The sequence below is a fragment of the Bacillus sp. 01N42_2 genome, from assembly GCF_056399565.1.
The window spans coordinates 44,629-63,505 of the sequence record NZ_JBFTRO010000003.1; the positions used below are offsets into that span (position 1 = coordinate 44,629).

Annotated in this window: 20 protein-coding genes; 7 read left to right on the forward strand and 13 right to left on the reverse strand. The window is 47.7% G+C overall.

Translation table 11 applies throughout. The annotated features are described in order from the left end of the window. Positions 1 to 139: 139 nt before the first annotated feature. Positions 140 to 382 (forward strand): DUF2627 domain-containing protein, encoded by a 243-nt coding sequence (locus AC1DN5_RS07650; RefSeq protein WP_016939026.1) that lies wholly within the window; start codon positions 140 to 142, stop codon positions 380 to 382. Between the two features lie 27 nt (positions 383 to 409). Here the strand turns inward: AC1DN5_RS07650 and prpB are convergent, their stop codons facing one another. From prpB to ytaF, 10 genes are all read right to left on the reverse strand, one after another. Further along, entirely contained in the window at positions 410 to 1,315 is a 906-nt protein-coding gene (gene prpB / locus AC1DN5_RS07655; RefSeq protein ID WP_049626991.1) for a methylisocitrate lyase, read from the reverse strand. Between the two features lie 18 nt (positions 1,316 to 1,333). Beyond that, the gene (locus tag AC1DN5_RS07660) at positions 1,334 to 2,761 is read right to left on the reverse strand and encodes a bifunctional 2-methylcitrate dehydratase/aconitate hydratase (protein ID WP_326351383.1); all 1,428 of its coding nucleotides are present in this window, start codon (positions 2,759 to 2,761) and stop codon (positions 1,334 to 1,336) included. A 25-nt stretch (positions 2,762 to 2,786) separates the two neighbouring features. Beyond that, positions 2,787 to 3,884, reverse strand: coding sequence for a citrate synthase (gene mmgD, locus AC1DN5_RS07665; protein WP_016939023.1), 1,098 nt, complete (start codon positions 3,882 to 3,884; stop codon positions 2,787 to 2,789). Positions 3,885 to 3,908: 24 nt separating this feature from the next. Further along, positions 3,909 to 5,042 (reverse strand): acyl-CoA dehydrogenase, encoded by a 1,134-nt coding sequence (locus AC1DN5_RS07670; protein ID WP_016939022.1) that lies wholly within the window; start codon positions 5,040 to 5,042, stop codon positions 3,909 to 3,911. 29 nt (positions 5,043 to 5,071) lie between these two features. After that, a complete protein-coding gene (locus AC1DN5_RS07675; protein ID WP_099744632.1) occupies positions 5,072 to 5,923 on the reverse strand; it encodes a 3-hydroxybutyryl-CoA dehydrogenase in 852 nt (283 codons plus the stop codon). Positions 5,924 to 5,943: 20 nt separating this feature from the next. After that, the gene (locus tag AC1DN5_RS07680; RefSeq protein ID WP_099744633.1) at positions 5,944 to 7,125 is read right to left on the reverse strand and encodes an acetyl-CoA C-acetyltransferase; all 1,182 of its coding nucleotides are present in this window, start codon (positions 7,123 to 7,125) and stop codon (positions 5,944 to 5,946) included. A gap of 137 nt (positions 7,126 to 7,262) precedes the next feature. Further along, on the reverse strand, positions 7,263 to 8,000 hold the full coding sequence (locus AC1DN5_RS07685) for a glycerophosphodiester phosphodiesterase (protein ID WP_366969177.1): 738 nt from the start codon (positions 7,998 to 8,000) through the stop codon (positions 7,263 to 7,265). Positions 8,001 to 8,087: 87 nt separating this feature from the next. Beyond that, positions 8,088 to 8,714, reverse strand: a complete 627-nt coding sequence (locus AC1DN5_RS07690; protein WP_366969176.1) for an N-acetylmuramoyl-L-alanine amidase family protein — start codon at positions 8,712 to 8,714, stop codon at positions 8,088 to 8,090. Positions 8,715 to 8,733: 19 nt separating this feature from the next. Beyond that, positions 8,734 to 9,051 (reverse strand): hypothetical protein, encoded by a 318-nt coding sequence (locus AC1DN5_RS07695; protein WP_047475650.1) that lies wholly within the window; start codon positions 9,049 to 9,051, stop codon positions 8,734 to 8,736. A gap of 307 nt (positions 9,052 to 9,358) precedes the next feature. Further along, on the reverse strand, positions 9,359 to 9,991 hold the full coding sequence (ytaF, locus tag AC1DN5_RS07700) for a sporulation membrane protein YtaF (protein WP_366969174.1): 633 nt from the start codon (positions 9,989 to 9,991) through the stop codon (positions 9,359 to 9,361). Positions 9,992 to 10,137: 146 nt separating this feature from the next. On the opposite strand from ytaF, the gene AC1DN5_RS07705 reads away from it, so the two are divergent. The 6 genes from AC1DN5_RS07705 to alr all read left to right on the forward strand — a co-directional run bounded on the left by AC1DN5_RS07705 (position 10,138) and on the right by alr (position 14,452). Next, entirely contained in the window at positions 10,138 to 10,770 is a 633-nt protein-coding gene (locus tag AC1DN5_RS07705; protein WP_188154552.1) for a helix-turn-helix domain-containing protein, read from the forward strand. Positions 10,771 to 11,061: 291 nt separating this feature from the next. Next, positions 11,062 to 11,199 carry a hypothetical protein gene (locus tag AC1DN5_RS07710; protein WP_162829239.1) on the forward strand — a complete coding sequence of 46 codons (138 nt, stop codon included), beginning with the start codon at positions 11,062 to 11,064 and terminating at the stop codon, positions 11,197 to 11,199. Between the two features lie 93 nt (positions 11,200 to 11,292). Further along, positions 11,293 to 12,411 (forward strand): NADH-dependent flavin oxidoreductase, encoded by a 1,119-nt coding sequence (locus tag AC1DN5_RS07715; protein ID WP_316098686.1) that lies wholly within the window; start codon positions 11,293 to 11,295, stop codon positions 12,409 to 12,411. Positions 12,412 to 12,535: 124 nt separating this feature from the next. Further along, positions 12,536 to 12,748, forward strand: a complete 213-nt coding sequence (locus tag AC1DN5_RS07720) for a spore germination protein (RefSeq protein WP_032864884.1) — start codon at positions 12,536 to 12,538, stop codon at positions 12,746 to 12,748. A 124-nt stretch (positions 12,749 to 12,872) separates the two neighbouring features. Then, positions 12,873 to 13,085: a spore germination protein gene (locus AC1DN5_RS07725; protein WP_016939010.1), complete on the forward strand. Its 213-nt coding sequence runs from the start codon at positions 12,873 to 12,875 to the stop codon at positions 13,083 to 13,085. A gap of 185 nt (positions 13,086 to 13,270) precedes the next feature. Further along, positions 13,271 to 14,452, forward strand: a complete 1,182-nt coding sequence (alr, locus tag AC1DN5_RS07730; RefSeq protein ID WP_366969173.1) for an alanine racemase — start codon at positions 13,271 to 13,273, stop codon at positions 14,450 to 14,452. 141 nt (positions 14,453 to 14,593) lie between these two features. Here alr and spo0A read toward each other — a convergent pair whose 3' ends face one another. The 3 genes from spo0A to recN all read right to left on the reverse strand — a co-directional run bounded on the left by spo0A (position 14,594) and on the right by recN (position 18,848). Continuing rightward, complete coding sequence (gene spo0A, locus AC1DN5_RS07735; RefSeq protein ID WP_366969172.1) at positions 14,594 to 15,394, reverse strand: sporulation transcription factor Spo0A; 801 nt, start codon at positions 15,392 to 15,394, stop codon at positions 14,594 to 14,596. A gap of 279 nt (positions 15,395 to 15,673) precedes the next feature. Further along, a complete protein-coding gene (spoIVB, locus tag AC1DN5_RS07740) occupies positions 15,674 to 16,954 on the reverse strand; it encodes a SpoIVB peptidase (protein ID WP_366969171.1) in 1,281 nt (426 codons plus the stop codon). Positions 16,955 to 17,117: 163 nt separating this feature from the next. Continuing rightward, positions 17,118 to 18,848, reverse strand: a complete 1,731-nt coding sequence (recN, locus tag AC1DN5_RS07745) for a DNA repair protein RecN (RefSeq protein WP_045926698.1) — start codon at positions 18,846 to 18,848, stop codon at positions 17,118 to 17,120. Positions 18,849 to 18,877: the final 29 nt, after the last annotated feature.

An 18,877-nucleotide genomic window follows, 5' to 3' on the forward strand; every position in this document is an offset into this window, starting at 1 on the left:
ATATGAAAAAATTTGCACACCTGTATTTTCCGTTGCAATAATTTGCACAACCCCTATGTTACCATGTTTTCATCTCTTGACAAAATATTTTTTCGATTGGACAATAAAGGAAATCACATCGTAAAGGGGTTTTCTGAATATGAGCCGGCTTGTTGCGCTTTTGATTCTCGTCCTCCCCGGCGCTGTCGCGGCGCTCGGCATTAAGCTGATGAGAGATGCATTATTCGGGCATGTGTTTGCCCCGTTTCCGTCCCTTTTTCTTCAGGGAGCTGCCGGACTGGCGTTTTTTTTATTCGGCCTTTATATTCTGGCCGGGTTTATTCTGTACAGAGATCGGAAACGCAACCAAGTCAGCCCGCGGTTCAGGAAAAAAAAGCTGTAAAAAAAGCCCTTGTAAAAAAGGGCTTTTTCAGTCGTCCGGCAGTATCGTTTTAGCAATGGATTGATCCAGTTCTTCATAGTCATCGTAAGCGATCGTTTCATATAATTCTTTTCTCGTCTGCATATCGGAAAGCCCCGCTTTTTGCGAGCCTTCTTCTTTTATAAGGCGGAAAATACGCTCAAAAGCCTTGGCCGCCGTTCTGAGTGATGTGACCGGGTAAATGACCATGTGACAGCCCATATCGGAAAATTCTTCCGCACTGTAATACGGCGTTTTTCCGAACTCGGTCATATTTGCGAGAACCGGCACACTGGTTTGTTTGGAAAACGCTCTGAATTCGCTTTCGGATTGGAGCGCTTCCGGAAAAATAGCGTCAGCACCCGCTTTTATATAAGCGGCCGCTCTTTTTACGGCGCCATCCAGCCCTTCCTGCTGTCTGGCGTCTGTCCTTGCAACAACGAGAAGAGTCGGCGCGGCCTGCTTGACCGCTTTGATTTTCTGCGCCATTTCTTCAATCGGCACGAGCTGCTTCCCATTCAGATGCCCGCATTTTTTCGGCAGGCGCTGATCCTCCATCTGCACGGCGGCTGCGCGCGCTTCATACATTTCTTTCGCCGTCCGGGCAGCGTTCAGGATACCTCCGAAACCCGTATCAATATCCACAAGGACCGGCAGATCAGAGGAGCGGACCAAATCTTTAACCCGTTCAGCCATTTCCGCCGACGTGATGATGCCTAAATCGGGCAGCCCCCTGCTCGCCGTGTAAGCCGCGCCTGATAAATAAAGAGCCGAAAACCCCGTTTTCTTGGCGATAAGAGCAGCCATCGCATCATGAGCACCGGGGATCTGCAATACATCCGGCGCTGTCATCAGCGTACGGAACCGCTCTGCAAGCTCCTCTTGAGACGACTGCCTGCTGACGATCCACGTCATGTTTGTCACCCTCCTATTTTATATGAGAAATAAGTCCATAAATTCAATAACGCTGAGCTGCTGCATCCGTCCGCTATGTCTGCAGGCTTCTTCTATTTTACGCTGCTGCTTCAATGAAAAATGAGTGCTGATGTTTGCTGAAAACTTGGCAAGAATATTCGGTACGGCTTCGTTTCTGCGGAACCGGTGCCCGAGCGGGTATTCACATTCGATCCGTTCCGTAGCTGTGCCGTCTGTAAAATGCACCTGTACGGCATTTGAGATAGATCGCTTATGCGGGTCTAGGTAATCCTTTGAGTACGCTTTGTGTTCCGTCACCTCCATTTTGCCCCGCAATGTATCAATTCGCGGGTCAGACGCCGTTTCCTCTTCATAATGATCTGCCTTTATATCTCCGAAAAGAAGCCCAATTGCCGTAATGTACTGCAGGCAATGATCCCGGTCTGCCGGATTGTGAAGCGGCCCTTTTTTATCGATAATCCGGATTGCTGATTCATGCGTCATAATCGTGATCCTGTCGATTTCCCCGATGCGGTCTTTCACCTGCGGATGGAGCCGGACCGCGCATTCCGCCGCTGTCTGGGCGTGGAATTCAGCCGGGTAGGATACTTTAAACAATACATTCTCCATCACATAGGATCCAAGCGGGCGGGCAAGCTTTATTTCCTGCCGGTTAAATAATACGTCTTGAAATCCCCACACCGGTGCGGTCAGCGCCGTCGGGTACCCCATTTCACCTTTTTGCGCCATCAGGGCCAAATACACGCCCCTGCTCGTCGCGTCACCGGCCGCCCATGATTTGCGCGACCCGGTGTTCGGCGCATGCCGGTACGTTCTGAGGCTTGAATTATCAATCCAGGCGTGAGATACGGCGTTATTGATTTCCGCTTTTGAGCCTCCCAGCATGTGGGCGCAAACAGCCGCAGTCGCCACTTTCACAAACAGCACATGGTCAAGCCCGACTCTGTTTAAACTGTTTTCTAAAGCGAGAATCCCTTGAATTTCGTGCGCTTTGATCATTGCGCGAAGCACATCGCGCACGGTAAGCGGTTCTTTCCCTTCAGACATTCTCACTCTGGAAATATAGTCCGCACAAGCCAATATGCCTCCGAGATTGTCAGACGGATGACCCCATTCCGCCGCAAGCCACGTATCATTATAATCGAGCCACCTGTTGATGCATCCGATATTAAAGGCGGCCGTGACGGGGTCTAATACAAAAGGCGTGCCCGGGACCCGGCTGCCGTTCGGTACAGTGGTTCCCGGGACAATCGGGCCGAGCAGCTTTGTACATTCGGGATAGCTGAGCGCCAAAATTCCGCAGCCTATCGTATCAAGAAGCACATGTCCTGCCGTAGTGAAAGCTTCTGAACTGTCAATCTCCTGATGGAGCACGTAATCAGAAATCTCTTCGATCACGGCGTCCATTCGGCGGGTTTCTGTCATGTTTTCATCTTCCTTTCTTATCTGTTTACAGGCGCGCTCCGGTATAGCGGACACGCGGGCGGAAAAGCCGGTTTCTGCTGTGCTGTTCAATGACGTGCGCGCACAGGCCGACGGTTCGTGCACTGAAGAATATAGGCGTGTACAGCGGTATCGGAATGCCGAGCATGTAATAGACCGGCGCTGCGTAGTAATCTAAATTCGGATAAAGGCCTTTTTTCTCCCGCATGACGGTTTCGCCGGCTTCACACATGTGATAGAGACGGAAATCCCCCGAGAGATCAGACAGCTTTTTCAATGCTTCTTTCATCATGAGCGCCCTCGGATCCATTTTTTTCATGTAGACACGATGTCCGAAGCCCATGATTTTTTCTTTGTTTGCGAGTTTCTGAGTTAACAATTGAATAAACCCGTCTGTATCCTTCGCTTCTTCAAGCATGTACATCACCGCTTCGTTCGCTCCGCCGTGAAGGTTTCCCTTAAGCGAGGCGACGGCTCCGGTGAGAGCGCCGTAAATATCCGATTGCGTCGAAGCGATGACACGGGCTGTAAATGTTGAGTTCGGCAATTCATGCTCACTGTATAAAAGAAGCGACCTGTCGAATATTTCTTCTTCCAAGGAGGACGGCGTTTTTCCGGTAATCATATATAAAAAGTTTGCGCTGTACGATAAGGTTCCGACAGGCGCTAAAGGTTCCTGACCGTTTATGACACGATAGCTGTTGACGGTCAGATTGGGCATTTTGCCTATCAGCCCGCGTACACGGTGCCGATTTACAGAAGAGGTGCGGTCATCAATATTCTTGTCAAAGCCGCCAAGTGCGGACAAGCCTGTCCTCAGACCGTCCATCGGATGAGTATGTTCAGGCAGCAGACGGCATATATGCAAGATTTCCTCGGGAAGGTCTCCGCCGCGCCGGATGTCATCTTCAAGCGCCGCCTTCTCTTTCGCATCAGGAAGTCTGTCTTCCAATAAGAGATGGACAATATCCATATAGCCGGCCGTTTTAGAAAGCTCGATCAGATCATGGCCTTTGATTAAAATCCTGCCCTGCTGTGTATCAAGAAAAGAAATCCCCGTTTCCACCGCAATGACGCCATCTAAACCGGGAGAATAAGATTCCATGGTTTCGCTCCTTTTCCGCGCTTTTTATTGAAGAAGATACTTAGAAATAATCAGCCTTTGAATCTCATTGGTGCCCTCATAGATTTGCGTGACCTTCGCATCCCGAAATAAACGCTCCGCGGGATACTCTTTCATATAGCCGTAGCCGCCGTGAATCTGCACAGCCTCCACTGCCGCTTTCATCGCCGCATCAGACGCGAATTGCTTTGCCATCGATGCTTCTTTTCCGCACGGAAGCCCGCGCTGATACAGATCAGCGGCATGATAGACCAATAGTTTGGCAGCTTCCGCATTCGTCGCCATGTCAGAAAGTTTAAAAGAGACAGCCTGATTCGAGGCAATGGGCCTGCCGAACTGGCTGCGGGTTTTGGCGTATTCCGCCGAGCAGCCGAGCGCCGCTTCGATAATTCCGAGCGCCTGAGCCGCTATGCCGATCCGTCCGACATCTAGGTTTTTCATGGCGATTGAAAAACCCTCGCCCTCTTCGCCGAGCCGGTTTTCAATTGGAATTTCCGCTTGGTCAAATTGCAATTCGACGGTATTGGAACCTAACAAACCGAGCTTTTTTTCTTTCTTTCCGACAGAAAAGCCGGGTGTGTTTTTTTCAACGATAAAAGCGGAAATCCCCTTTCTCCCTTTTCCCGGGTCCGTTAAGGCAAATGTCAGATACAAATCTGCCGCTCCGCCGTTTGTAATAAAGATTTTTGAACCGTTCAGAATATATGAACCGCCTTTTCGCACAGCCGTTGTTTTCAGGCTTCCCGCATCAGATCCGGATTGAGGCTCAGTAAGCGCAAAAGCCCCGACGTATTCGCCCGCTGCCAGCTTTGGAATATACCTTTGTTTTTGGGCTTCTGTCCCGAAATGCAGAATCGGGTTTGTCCCTACCGATGTGTGGACGGATAAAATGACGCCGACAGCCGCGCTGACTTTTGATATTTCATGAATCGCTAAAATGTAAGATGTTGTATCAGCCCCCGCTCCGCCGTATGCTTCCGGCACGGGGATGCCCATTAAACCCGCTTCTCCCATTTTTTTAATCAGCCGGTCCGGAAATTCATCGGTTGTTTCCATGATTTCAACCATCGGTGCGATTTCCTTGCGTGCAAAATCGCGCACCATTTTTCTCATCATGATGTGCTCTTCTGTAAAATGCACGGCTGCAGGCCTCCCCCATGATTTTTATGTCATCTGTTGTACTCATAAAAACCGCGCCCGCTTTTTTTGCCGAGCCAGCCGGCGCTGACATATTTTCTGAGCAGCGGGCATGGGCGGTATTTCGAATCTCCGAACCCCGCATAGAGAACCTCCATTATGGAAAGGCATGTATCCAATCCGATGAAGTCGGCTAATGTTAAAGGCCCCATCGGATGACGCATGCCGAGCTTCATCACTTCATCAATCGCTTCCTTTGAAGCCGCCCCTTCGTAAAGGCAATAAACGGCCTCGTTAATCATCGGCATTAATATACGGTTAGATATAAAGCCTGGAAAATCATTGACTTCGACAGGCGTTTTTTTCATCCGGACGGCAAGCTTCTTTACTGTTTCAGCCGTTTCTTCCGACGTAGCAAGCCCTCTGATGACCTCGACAAGCTCCATGACAGGAACCGGATTCATAAAATGCATGCCGATTACTTTGTCAGGCCTTTTTGTGACAGCGGCAAGCTCCGTAATGGGAAGAGAAGACGTATTGCTTGCCAATACGGTATGAGGGGGACACATTTTGTCAAGTGTGCCGAGTAATTCAGTTTTTGCTGTTTTGTTTTCGGCAATGGCTTCTATTACAAAATCAGCATCTCCCGCTTCTGTGAGCGCTGCCGGGGAGATGCGGCTGAAAACGGATTCTGTTTCATGCCGTGTCTTGCGTCCTTTCGCCTGATCTTTCTCCAGATTTGTCTTTATGCGGTTAAGGCCTTTTGTCACCGATTCCGGCTCCACATCGTATAACATGACGGAAAACCCAGCTTCTGCAGCCGTCTGCGCGATGCCTGCTCCCATCTGACCCGCACCTGCGACCATGATTGTTTTCATCTTCATCTGACGCTCCCCTCGTTATATCAGTACACCTCCAGCAGGACGGCGTCTCCTTGGGCCGCTCCGCTGCATATCGCCGCTATGCCTAAACCTCCTCCGCGCCGCTTTAATTCGTATATCAAACTCATGATGATTCTGGCGCCGCTTGCGCCGATCGGATGGCCGAACGCGATCGCCCCTCCGTTTACATTCACTTTCTCCCGGCTGAATCCGGCAATCTTTTCGCTGACGAGCACGACGGACGCAAATGCTTCGTTTACTTCAAACAAATCAATATCGTCAACGGACAGTCCGGTTTTTTTCAAAAGCCGGCTGATCGCTTCTCCCGGTGCGCTGGCAAGCTCAGACGCTTCCAGTCCGACAGACGCAAAGCCAAGTATCGCAGCGAGCGGTCTGACATGCTGCTTCGCGGCCTTTTCCTCTGACATCAGCACAAATGCTCCGGCGCCGTCATTTACACCGGGAGCGTTTCCCGCTGTAACCGTTCCGCCGGCTGTAAAAATAGGCTTAAGCTTTGCGAGCTGCTCAAGGCTTGTATCAGGGCGCAGCCCCTCATCCTGCGTAACATTATGCTGTTTGCCCTTTTTATCGGTCCAGGTAACCGGAACGATTTCTTCTTGCAATTTGCCCGTCTCAGCCGCCTCAGCCGCGCGTTTTTGGCTTGAAAGAGCGTAATTATCCTGTTCATCTCGGGAAATGCCGTACTTTTCGGCCGCAGCGCTTCCGTGGACAGCCATATGCACCTGATCGAACGCACAGGTCAGCCCGTCATGGACCATTAAATCCTGAAAAACCCCGTCTCCCATTCTTATACCCCAGCGGCCGGCCGGAATGGCGTACGGGATGTTGCTCATGCTTTCCATTCCGCCTGCAATCAGCACGTCGGCATCATTTGCCCGGATGATTTGATCACAGAAGGTAACGGCTCTAAGCCCCGATGCACAAACCTTATTAATGGTTTCAGCCGGAACGGACCATGGAAGCCCGGCATACCTTGCAGCCTGCCGTGCCGGAATCTGCCCCGCACCCGCTTGGACAACCATTCCCATCACCGCTCCTTCTGCTTCGCTTTCACCGATGCCGGCGCGCTTGATTGCTTCTTTTATGGCAATGCCGCCAAGCTCGGCTGCTTTTACCTCTTTTAATGCACCGCCGAATTTTCCGAACGGTGTTCTTGCCGCACTGACGATAACCGTTTTCCCCACACTTTTGCCTCACTTTCAGTAAAATAAAAGATAACGCTTACATAAAACGCCCTGTTACACTATATGAACCTCCTGATCACGTTATGATCGCCCCTCCGGTTTCTGCCCATAAAAAAAAGACTGTCTGAACAGTCTTCTTAATGGCGGCATTCTTCTTTTATAGAAACAGCCAGCTTTGGATAATCGGTAAAAAATGCGTCTGCTCCCGCTTTCATCAGCTGCTTCATATCTTCCGGACGATTAACGGTGAACGGACGGAGCTTCACTTGGTGTTTTACAAGATGTTTGATCGCTTCAGCGCTGACCGCCGGCGTACCAAGCTTCGGATGATAACCTGAAGCGGGAATTGAAGCGAGATACTGTTCAGGCCGGTACAGCACATCCATCGTCAGCACCGCCCGTTCAATCTCAGGCGCCAAGGCATGGCAACGCGCGAGGCTCTCATGATTAAATGAAGAAAAAATAACGCGCTTTTCCAATCCGTAATACCTGACTTTTTTGATCACTTCTTTTTCCATTCCCTCGTAGCGGAATACACTGTTTTTCAGCTCAATATTGATCAGAAAATCGGCGGGCTCCGCAAAACGCAGCACGTCTGACAAAAGCGGAATTCTGACTCCTTTAAAAGAATCTTTCCATTTTCCGGCGGCATCGGCGGTTCTGATTTTGTCATACGCCGTATCTTTCACAAATCCTTGTAAAGACGTCGTTCGGTCAAGGGTTTCATCGTGAATGACCACGATACGGCCGTCTTTTGTCATCTGTACGTCAAGTTCGATTCCGTCCGCCCCGTCCTCAATCGCTTTTGTGAACGCGGGCATCGTATTTTCGGGATAGTCACCCGACGCCCCCCGGTGGGCAAAAATAGTCGTCATGTGTGTCACCTCAGGTGTTTGTCATCGGTTTTCTCTATTATAATCGTTATGCACATAAGGAGGGCGCTATTTACACATATTTTACGACTATTGGCCGCTGTAATAGGTTTCGATTCCATTTACAATGGCGTCGGCGGCGTGTTCTTGCCCGTCAGCGTTTTTCAGCTTGTCCGCATCTTGAGGATTTGTGATAAAGCCTAATTCAGCCAGCACACTAGGCATTTTTGAATATGTAATGACATAAAAAGGGGCTTCTTTTACACCTCTGTCTCTCATCTCTAGAGACGAGACAAGCTGCTGTTGGATATCAGAAGCAAGCCTTTCGCTGTCTGCTCCTTCATATGTTGAATTAAAATACGTTTCTGTACCCGATGCCGTCGATACGGCTGAGTTCGTATGAAGGCTGACGAATAAATCGGATTGGCTGGCGCTTGCTTTCGCCACCCGATCGTCCAAACTTAAAAAAGTATCATCAGTCCTTGACGCAACAGGTATTGCACCTTCTGCTTCCAATTTGGCAGCTACCTTGTTTGACACCGCTAAATTGATGTTTTTCTCCAGCAGTCCATTTCCCCCGGCCCCGCTGTCTTCTCCGCCATGTCCGGCATCAATATAGATGGTCTTCCCTTGCAAAGGCTCGGCTGCATAAGCGGACGGCGCAAGCAGAAGAAGGGCGGCACCGAATGCAGCAGCGCTTTTTGTCAGTAGGCCCACGTTTTTTCCTCCCCGTTTTTCACATATCTGTTTCTTTTTTCAGTTCTTCAAGCCGTAATTGTCCGTTGCTCTCTTTTTTATAGGTGATTTGCACCGCCGTATGTTCAGGCAGAAACTGACATTCAAGCCGCTTAGCAAAAGGCACCTTCACCTCGCGCCGCTCTCCGTCAATTTCCAGTGCGATCATATCGTTTCCGGCCGCTTTTATAAATGTTCCTTCCTGTGTAAATGACGGCGCCGAATCCGCCTCAGCGGTATACTCGCAGCCTGACAGCAGCCATGCAGTGAAGATCAGAAGGATGACAGACTTCACACAGATCACCTCACGTTTTCTCATTCGGCTTTATCTTTGTACAGAATGGCGGATTTGTAAAGGGCGCCTTCGTCCCTCCAGCGTTTTTCCATATTTGGAATAAAGGCTTTCTGACCCGCTGATTACCTGAACTTAGAAAGAAAGCGAGCTGATCCGTCTATGAAAAAGGTTCTGTCTGAAGGCCGAATATGCAAAATTTAACGGAAAGGGACGACTTTCTGTTCATTTTGAAAAAATGACAGATCGGCAAAAAAAGAGAGCCCGTCATGCGCTCTCCCGAACAGAATGATTCATATTTATTTTGAGCTTTTCATAAAATGAACGGGACAACTTAAAAGAGCAGCGTATTGACGGCAATGATGAGAATAATCACTCCGCTCAGCACCGTGCTGAACTGTCCGACATGGAAAGAACCGATGCGCAGTGACGCAGCTTTTTTCCCAAGCAGGCAGCCGATCCATATGGTCAGAAAGCTTCCGATCGCCGCAGTGACGGAAATGGCAGCGGGAGAAAGCCCGATCAGGCCCGCGCTTAATCCGTTGGTCAGCGCATTTGCGGATACGGCCACCCCGAGAACCATGGATTCCAATATACCGATTTCTCCCGAACCGTCAGCATCCGCTGTCTCCGGATTTTGCAGCAGACCGGCGAAACGGCCTTTTTTTCCAGATGTGTCAGCAGGCGCTGTATTTTCTTTTTTTCTCGGCACGGCCAGCAGGATGATGCGAATGCCGATCACAGATAAAATAAAAGCCGCCAGCAAAACGGGAAAAAAGCCCGGTAAAACGGCTGAAATCCATTTGCCGAAATAAATTCCGATATAACTGAATAAAAAACAGATAAAAGCGATCATTATATTTGATGCGTGCGATATTTTGATCTTTCTGATGCCGTATGACATCCCCACTCCTAAATTATCAATGCTCGAGGACACTGCCAAACCTAAAATCAATAACCAAGCCATGTTATGTTCTCCCCATTCTTTGATGTCTTTTCAACATGTTGTGCAGTTGAATCTACACTATCCTATTCATCAGCACAGAAAAGGTACCTTTTCTGCAAAAATTATTGACTGATTATCATCATTCCGGCGGAAACGAGGTGACACCCTTGGCAGAAAATGAACATAAGACATTGGGCCCCCTTTTAAAATCACTGCTTGATAAGCACTCTCTCTCCATGAGAAAACTCGGCGCATTAGCCAACATTGATACGGCCACCATCTCCCGGATTATAAACGGCAAGCAGAAGGCCAATTTAAAGCATCTTCAGGAATTTTCAAAGCACCTCCGCACCCCGCTGGAGGAATTGCTTGAAGCGTCAGGAATAGACATCGGCCATGAAAAAGAGACTGCGCCGCAAGATCCGATGCACGCGATTCAGGATATGCTGAACATGGGGGAGATGTTTGATCAGCCTTTTTCCCGTGAACAAATTGAACGCGAACTGACCAGATATGAACAATATGCCAAAACCCAGCAGGGCCATCGCCTGATTTGTGATGAGTTTCAAAAGAAAATGAATAATGAAGAAAGTGTCGGCCCTTTTATTGATCACTTGAAAAACATGCATCATCAATATATGGATGAATCAACACCGGCTGAAGACCGCCCGATTCTAGGGAGTGCGCTCCTGTATTATATTTTAGCGACAGACGTGATTCCGGATTACATGTTTCCGATCGGCTATCTGGATGACGCCATCGCCGTTCAAATCGCTTTGCATCGGCTGAAAAAAAAGTAAAGGCGCCTAAAAAGCGCCCTTTTTTGTTGAAAAATATGAAACACCGCATTACGGTTTTGTCAAAACAGAGACAGCTGTCATATGATACATTAACCTAACAAAAAGGAGGGTGTCTTCTATGGACAGCAACACAGTTGTGGCAGTGTGCGCTCTGTTAAGTGTTGTGATTCAGATCGGAACGATATTCGCCGCAGGAAAGTGGAAAAAAGAATAAAAACAAATTTGACGGTTTTTTCACACAAGCGTATGCTTATAAATAACCTTGTAAAAGATAAGAAAGAAGATATGCATATGAAAAAAATCATTCTCCTATTCGCCGCCGCTGTCATATTCAGCTCGATCGGCCATCAAATTTCAGGCGGGTATAAAGACCCTGAAAAGGAACGGAGAAAACCGTTCCAGTCGTTTAAATGGTTCGGCCGGTCATAACCTCAGGAAGAAGAACAAGCAAAATAATTGCACACAATTAAAACATAAGCTAGAATACGGACGAGTTAAACTTTTAAGGAAGAAGGCGAAATAATGAAGCAAACATATAAACCGCTGTTTGAACCTTTTACGTTCGAAAGCGGCGTTACCATACCAAACCGTATTTCCGTTGCACCGATGACACACTATTCCTCAAACGATGACGGAACGATTTCTGAACGTGAATTGAGCTACATTACTCCCCGTTCAAAAGAAATGGGCATGGTCATTACGGCATGTGCAAACGTAACACCTGACGGCAAAGCGTTTCCCGGCCAGCCCGGCATCTATGATGATTCTCACATTCCCGGCTTGAAAAAACTCGCTCAAGCGATCCAGTCTCAAGGAGCGAAAGCCGTTGTGCAGATTCACCATGGCGGATTGGAATGCCCTCCTGAACTCGTACCGAATAACGACGTCGTCAGCCCAAGCGGTTCAGAAGAAGACGGCAGACAAACTTCCCGGGCTCTCACTGAACAAGAGATTGAGCACATTGTAAAAGCATTCGGCGAAGCGACACGCAGAGCGATTGAAGCCGGCTTTGACGGTGTAGAAATTCACGGGGCAAACGGATACTTGATTCAACAATTTTATTCTCCGAAAACAAACCGGCGCACAGACCGCTGGGGCGGGAGCGATGAAAAGCGCCTTGCGTTCCCGCTTGCAGTCGTTGACGCTGTCAAACAGGCAATTGATGCACACGCTGAACATCCATTTGTTCTCGGCTACCGTCTGTCACCTGAAGAGCCGGAAACGCCGGGGCTTACAATGAAAGAAACATTCATGCTCGCTGATGCACTTGCGGAAGAAAACTTGGATTATCTGCATATTTCACTGATGGATGTCAATTCCAAAGCCCGCCGCGGCGCAGATACTTCACGGACACGGATGGATTTATTAAACGAACGCGTCGGCCACAAAGTGCCGCTGATGGCGGTCGGTTCCATCTATACCGCGGACGAAGCGCTCGCCGTATTAGAAAGCGGGATTCCGCTGGTGGCTCTGGGACGTGTCATTTTAATTAACCCTGAATGGGCGGTGCTGGTCAAAGAAGGCCGCGAACAGGAAATCGAAAAAGCCATTAAAGCATCTGAAATTGAGAAATACCGACTTCCTGAACCGTTATGGGAAATGATCCAGAATACAGGCGGCTGGGTGCCGTTTGAAAAGTAATCAAAAAACTGCCGGACGTCCGGCAGTTTTTTTGTTTCATAACTTTTTACCGCTTTGTTTACTCCTATTACTGATTCGCAGCGTACATATAGTAAATAGATTAATAGAAAGGAGACCGTATATGATGGCTGGTTTTCCTATTACGATTAACAGTCTTTCCGGAAACGGAGTTGTCAATGTCGGCGGGGCGTTTTCGATAAGCCCTTTAACCGTATCAAAAACCGTCTACGGCTCAGGAGGAGGAAATATAGGTATTGTTCTGCAATTAAACCAATTCAGCACGTCTCAATCTCTAAACTCGCAATTCTCTGATCAAAATGTAACGAAAACACTATGATATCTGTATTTCCCTCCCTTTCCGGCTCGCAGCAGCCGGTTTTTTTTGCCGTTTTGTTTAATCTTATTTCATATTACAGCGTACATATAGATAGTAGACTGTGAGAGAAAGGAGAAAAAATAGAATGAGCGGTTGCCCGATTACGATAAACAACGTATCAGGAAACGGCGTTGTCAATGTTGGCGGCGCCATATCCATCAGTCCGCTGACTGCATCAAAAACCGTTTTCGGTTCCGGAGGGGGAAATATCGGCATTGTCATTCAAAACAATGCTGTAAGCCAGTCCAAAATGTTTGAACACCAATTTTCAGATCAGAATATTGTGAAGTCAATTTAAGGGCTGCCATGCAGCCCTTACTGCATAAATAAAGCAGGCGCACTGATTTCCCGAAAACTTGATTTTAAACATCAGCGGTCACCTTCTCATGTTTTGAATGATTTCAGTTCAGTGTGAATAAAATGCAGATTGAAAGCATGAAAACACGTCAGTACTGAATCTCATTAAGGAAAGAAGGAATCGCGATGAAAAAACTTTGCCGGGAAGTTTGGATTGAAGTTGACCTTGATGCGATAAAAAAGAATGTACGGGCGATCCGCCGCCATATTCCGAAGAAGTCAAAGATTATGGCCGTCGTAAAAGCAAATGCTTATGGCCACGGCTCTGTGGAAGTAGCGCGGCAGGCACTGGAAAGCGGCGCGAGCGAGCTCGCGGTTGCCAGCGTTGAAGAGGGAATTGTGTTACGGAGAGCGGGAATTACGGCACCTATCCTTGTGCTCGGCTTTACAGCTCTCAGCTGTGTAAAAAAATCTGCCTTGTGGAATATAACATTATCAGCGTTTCAAGTCAGCTGGGTCAAAAAAGCAAATCAGATATTGGAAAAAGAAGCTGATTCGAAACGGCTGTCCATTCATATCAATGTGGATACCGGAATGGGCCGGCTGGGTGTACGCACAGAAGAAGACCTTTTAGCAGTTGTAAAAGCGCTCAAGTCGAGTACATACCTGTCATGGGACGGGATCTTTACCCATTTTTCAACAGCGGATGAACCTGATACTGAATTGACAATGCTGCAGCATGAAAAGTTCATCAGCTTTCTCCGCTTTTTAAAAAATCAAGACATCCCGCTGCCTACTGTCCATATGTGCAACACAGCCGCCGCTATCGCTTTTCCCGAATTCAGCGCCGATATGATCCGTTTAGGCATCGGTTTATATGGACTATACCCGTCCGCTTATATAAAGGAGCTCAACCTCGTAGATCTCACGCCCGCACTCAGCTTAAAGGCGCGTATCGCTTATGTGAAAGCCATGGTGACAGAGCCCCGGACCGTCAGTTATGGCGCCACATATATCGCCGAACCGGGTGAAATCATCGCGACAATTCCGATCGGCTATGCTGACGGCTACTCGCGCGCCCTTTCCAACCGCGGGTTTATTCTTCACCGCGGCAGAAGAGTGCCGGTGGCGGGGAGAGTGACGATGGATATGATTATGGTCAGTTTGGGTGATAGTGAGGGCAAACAAGGAGAAGAAGTCGTCATTTACGGCAAACAAAAAGGAGCCGAGATTTCCGTTGATGAAATTGCCGAAATGCTCGGTACGATTAACTACGAAGTCGTATCTGTGTTAAGCCGCCGCGTCCCCCGCTTTTATATCAGAGACGGCGAAATCATCAAAGTATCAGCTCCCGTGTTATATGTGTAGATGCCGTAAATCCCGCTTTTATGCAGCATTAAGATTCCTCGGGCCGGAGAGATCTTCGTCAGAAAAACTCAAAACGCCTTCTCTTCCGCATTCATGCACGGAAAAGAAGGCGTAAAACGTCATCTTGCCATAAAGCTTGCGTTACGAAGCTTTATGCTCCAATCTCAGCTTGTCAGCAACCATCGCAATGAATTCTGAGTTGGTTGGTTTTGCTTTTGTCATGCTTACGGTATACCCGAACAGCGAAGAAATGGAATCAATATTTCCCCTGCTCCAAGCGACTTCAATCGCGTGGCGGATGGCCCGTTCTACACGGCTTGCGGTCGTGTTGAATTTTTTGGCGATGTCGGGATAAAGGACTTTTGTGATGCTGCCGAGGAGTTCAATATCGTTGTACACCATGGAAATGGCTTCCCGCAAATAAAGATAGCCTTTAATATGGGCAGGCACACCGATCTCATGGATAATGCTTGTAATGCTGGCATCGAGATTTTTCCGTTTCGGCTCCGGCTGGCTGCGGATGATGCTGCTTTGTGTAGACGGCGCACGGTGTGTGACGCTGCTGACATTTCCGCTTACCTGGCGGATATGGCCGACAAGGTTTTCCATATCAAACGGCTTCAGGATGAAATAGGACGCGCCTAAATCGACGGCTTTTTTCGTAACGTCTTCCTGACCGAATGCCGTCAGCATGATAACGTTCGGCTGTTTCTCAAGCTCTGATTCACGGAGCCGCTCTAAAACCGCAAGTCCGTCCAGATGCGGCATAATAATATCTAAAACGAGCACATCGGGATTTTTATCTTTAAACAAAGAAAGACATTCCTGCCCGTTATAAGCAACGCCGATTACTTCCATATCATCCTGTCCCTCTATATATTCACTCAACAGGCTTACAAGCTCTCGATTATCATCAGCAACACAAACTTTAATTTTCTCCACGTTTCTTCCTCCCCCAATGTATTAACAGGACACAACCTATTTGACTGCTACATGTTACATTCGACAAAACCACTACTTCCCCTTTTAAAAAATCCATATTTACCAATAATAGTGGAATATCTTTGTTTTTCTAGCATTTTCTAGGTTTTTCGACTAAAAATTAAGTTTGACAAATCAGGAAACGTGAATTTGTCGAAAAATCTTCATGTCTTATTTTACATGAATCCTGGAAAGAAGTGAAGAACGCGCACATAAAAAAACTGCCGGATGATCCGGCAGTCAGCTTGCTTTGTCTTTTCCATAAACATCAACACCCGCTTCAGAAAGCATCCATTCGATATGAACGCCGTAGCCGCTTGTCGGATCATTGACAAACACGTGGGTTACGGCTCCGACGACCTTCCCGTTTTGGATGATCGGGCTTCCGCTCATTCCCTGAACGATTCCGCCGGTTTTTTTCAGCAGTTTCGGATCGGTCACTTTTAACACCATTCCCTTAGTCGCCGGGAATTTTTGCGGAGTGGTGCTGACGATTTCAATATCAAATTTCTCTACTTTATCATTTTCAATAACCGTCAGCATTTGCGCAGGTCCTTTTTTTACTTCATTTGACAAAGCAATCGGAAGCGCTTTGTCGGAAATGTTGTTTTTAATCGGCTGATGCAGTTTCCCGAAAATGCCGAACGGACTGTTGCGGTTAATATCGCCGATCGTTTTCCGTTCTGACGAAAACCTTGCCAGTTTTTCGCCGGGATTGCCGCCTTTTCCTTTTTCAATTGATGTTACAGTTGAACGGACGATTTCGCCGTCTTCCACAACAATCGGTTTTTTCGTATCCATATCAGAAATGACGTGGCCCAATGCGCCGTATTTTTTTGTTTTCGGTTCAAAAAATGTCATCGTGCCGATACCGGCTGCCGAATCACGGATATAAAGGCCGATTCGATATTTTCCCTCAGCTTCGTCCTTTGTCGGAATCAGCTTTGTCTTGATTTTTTGCTTATCGCGTTTCACCAACAAATCCAAAGATTCCCCGGTCTTACCCGCTTTTTGAATAAACGGGGCGATGTCGCTCATTTTTTCAATTTTTTGTCCGTTCATTTTAATAATGATGTCGCCAGATTCAATTCCCGCTTGTTCTCCCGGAGACTTTTTCCCATCCTTTGTCATCACCTGATGAAAGCCGACGACCAAAACACCGACTGAATGCAGTTTTACACCGATGGACTGTCCGCCCGGAATGACCTTCAATTCAGGAAGGACACGCACTTTCGTTTTTTTAATGGGAAACCCGGCAAGATCATATACTACTTCTGACCGGCCTTGTTTTTGCCCTGTTATGCTTGCATGACCGTGCTCTTCTCTCAGCGTAAAGGCTTCTGATAATTCACCCTTTTCAGCACTTATTGATGCATTGACCGGAACGGCTTGTGTCTGGTTTTCAAAGACGCTCATTTCTGACGGTATCAGTAAATATTCTTTAAATGGCTTAAAAAAGCCTACACTTAGTAAAGAAACAAGGAGAATTACACCTATTGCTTTCCTCATGTTATCGTGCATTCATTCCTTCACTCTCCTCGCTCCTATCCCACACCACTTTCTTTTTCTGCTACCTCTATACTTTTGCCTTCCTGCGCTTGATTTATAACCGGCATACGAAGAAAAACATTGGATACACTGTTAGAGAAATGGAACAAAAAAATAAGCTGCCTGTATCAGCAGCTTATCCTGTCGTTTTTACCTGTCCGGCCTGTTTTAAAAGCTCTTGCGCATGCCGTTTTGTCAGGTCGGTCACTTCAACACCCGCAATCATACGGCCGATTTCCGCTACCTTATCCTGCTTTGAAAGCGGCGTTACATGCGTTGTCGTCCGTCCGTCTTTGAATTCTTTTGCGATCAAAAGGTGCGTATCCGCCATAGCGGCAACCTGCGGCAGGTGTGTAATGCAGAGCACCTGTGAACCGGTCGATACTTTATGGATTTTTTCCGCGATGGCTTGGGCAACCCGCCCGCTTACGCCAGTGTCCACTTCATCAAATATGATGGAGGTGACATCCTGCTGAGAAGAAAAAATACTCTTCAGCGCCAGCATCACCCTTGAAAGTTCGCCGCCGGATGCGACCTTTGACAGCGGTTTTAACGGCTCACCTGTGTTCGTTGAAATTAAAAATTTCACAAGGTCAATTCCCTTTTGGGTAAGCTGCACGGGCTGTCCGTTGACAACCGGCGCTTCACTGGCAGACGGATCGGTTTTCACGAGGAATTCCGTATCAAACGTTGATTTGCCCATATACAGGCTCTTTAATTCCTGATGAATTGCTTCCGCCAGTTTTTTCGCCCAGGCTTTTCTGATTTTTGATAAATTGGCGGCTTCTACGGCCACATCTTTGCCGACGGACTCCAGTTCCTTCTTCAGCGCTTCAAGGTGGCTGTCGCGGTTTTCGATTTGATCAATTTCCTCTTCTATTTTGGAGCCGTATTCCAGAATGTCTTCGACCGTCGCTCCGTATTTACGCTTCAGCTGTTTAATCTCGTTTAAACGGGTTTCAATAAAATTCAGCCGTTCCGGGTCATACTCCAGATCATCTAGCAGATTGCGCATTTGAAAGGTTGCATCCTCCAGCAGATAATAGGAACTTGACACACTTTCTGACAGCTTTTGCAGCGGTTCATTGATATCCGAAATGTCTTCAAGCTGGGCAGAGGCCATTCCTACCCAGTCAAGCCCCCCCTGTTCGCTGCGAAGCGCATTATAGGCGTTTTGCAATGATTCATAAATTTTTTCAAAGTTGGATATCTGCTTCCGCTCTTCTTGAAGAAGTTCGTCTTCATTCAATTCAAGCTTCGCTGATTCGATTTCTTCAAGCTGAAATTGGATCAGATCTAACCGATGCGCCATTTCCTGTTCGCTTTCCGACAGCTTCTTCACTTTTTTGAGCAGCTTCATATAACGGTCGTAGCCTTCTTGGTATGCCTGAAGCGCTGATTCGGCCTCAGCGCCCGCAAATTTATCCAAAAGCTCTAAATGTTTGTCATCTTCCATTAAAAGCTGGTTGTCATGCTGCCCGTGAATATCTAATAAAAGTCTGCCGATCTCCCTCAAAGCTGCAATCGTTACTAATTTTCCGTTGACACGGCAGACGCTTTTTCCTCCGGCATTAATGTCTCTTCTCATGACAATCATGTCGTCAGATGCGTCTATTCCCTGCTCACGGCACACCTCAAAAACGGGATGGCCGCTGTCCAAAAGAAACAGTCCTTCAAGCTCGGCCTTTGTTTCACCGTAACGGACAAATTCAGACGACCCGCGGCCGCCGACCAACAGGGAAACGGCGTCTATAATAATTGACTTGCCGGCCCCTGTTTCTCCCGTCAGGACGGTGAGCCCCCGTTCAAACGAAATCGTCAGTTCCTCTATAATGGCAAAGTTTTTTATTGATAGTTCAGCTAACAAACAGCATTCCACCTTTTATCTGATAATTA

What these genes read in the sequence shown, in the direction of transcription:
- AC1DN5_RS07650 (WP_016939026.1), top strand. Translation starts at nt 140, where the DNA reads ATGAGCCGGCTTGTTGCGCTTTTGATTCTCGTCCTCCCCGGCGCTGTC.
- prpB (WP_049626991.1), bottom strand. Translation starts at nt 1,315, where the DNA reads ATGACGTGGATCGTCAGCAGGCAGTCGTCTCAAGAGGAGCTTGCAGAG.
- AC1DN5_RS07660 (WP_326351383.1), bottom strand. Translation starts at nt 2,761, where the DNA reads ATGACAGAAACCCGCCGAATGGACGCCGTGATCGAAGAGATTTCTGAT.
- mmgD (WP_016939023.1), bottom strand. Translation starts at nt 3,884, where the DNA reads ATGGAATCTTATTCTCCCGGTTTAGATGGCGTCATTGCGGTGGAAACG.
- AC1DN5_RS07675 (WP_099744632.1), bottom strand. Translation starts at nt 5,923, where the DNA reads ATGAAGATGAAAACAATCATGGTCGCAGGTGCGGGTCAGATGGGAGCA.
- AC1DN5_RS07685 (WP_366969177.1), bottom strand. Translation starts at nt 8,000, where the DNA reads ATGACGACTATTTTTGCCCACCGGGGGGCGTCGGGTGACTATCCCGAA.
- AC1DN5_RS07695 (WP_047475650.1), bottom strand. Translation starts at nt 9,051, where the DNA reads ATGAGAAAACGTGAGGTGATCTGTGTGAAGTCTGTCATCCTTCTGATC.
- ytaF (WP_366969174.1), bottom strand. Translation starts at nt 9,991, where the DNA reads ATGGCTTGGTTATTGATTTTAGGTTTGGCAGTGTCCTCGAGCATTGAT.
- AC1DN5_RS07710 (WP_162829239.1), top strand. Translation starts at nt 11,062, where the DNA reads ATGAAAAAAATCATTCTCCTATTCGCCGCCGCTGTCATATTCAGCTCG.
- AC1DN5_RS07715 (WP_316098686.1), top strand. Translation starts at nt 11,293, where the DNA reads ATGAAGCAAACATATAAACCGCTGTTTGAACCTTTTACGTTCGAAAGC.
- AC1DN5_RS07720 (WP_032864884.1), top strand. Translation starts at nt 12,536, where the DNA reads ATGGCTGGTTTTCCTATTACGATTAACAGTCTTTCCGGAAACGGAGTT.
- AC1DN5_RS07725 (WP_016939010.1), top strand. Translation starts at nt 12,873, where the DNA reads ATGAGCGGTTGCCCGATTACGATAAACAACGTATCAGGAAACGGCGTT.
- alr (WP_366969173.1), top strand. Translation starts at nt 13,271, where the DNA reads ATGAAAAAACTTTGCCGGGAAGTTTGGATTGAAGTTGACCTTGATGCG.
- spoIVB (WP_366969171.1), bottom strand. Translation starts at nt 16,954, where the DNA reads ATGCACGATAACATGAGGAAAGCAATAGGTGTAATTCTCCTTGTTTCT.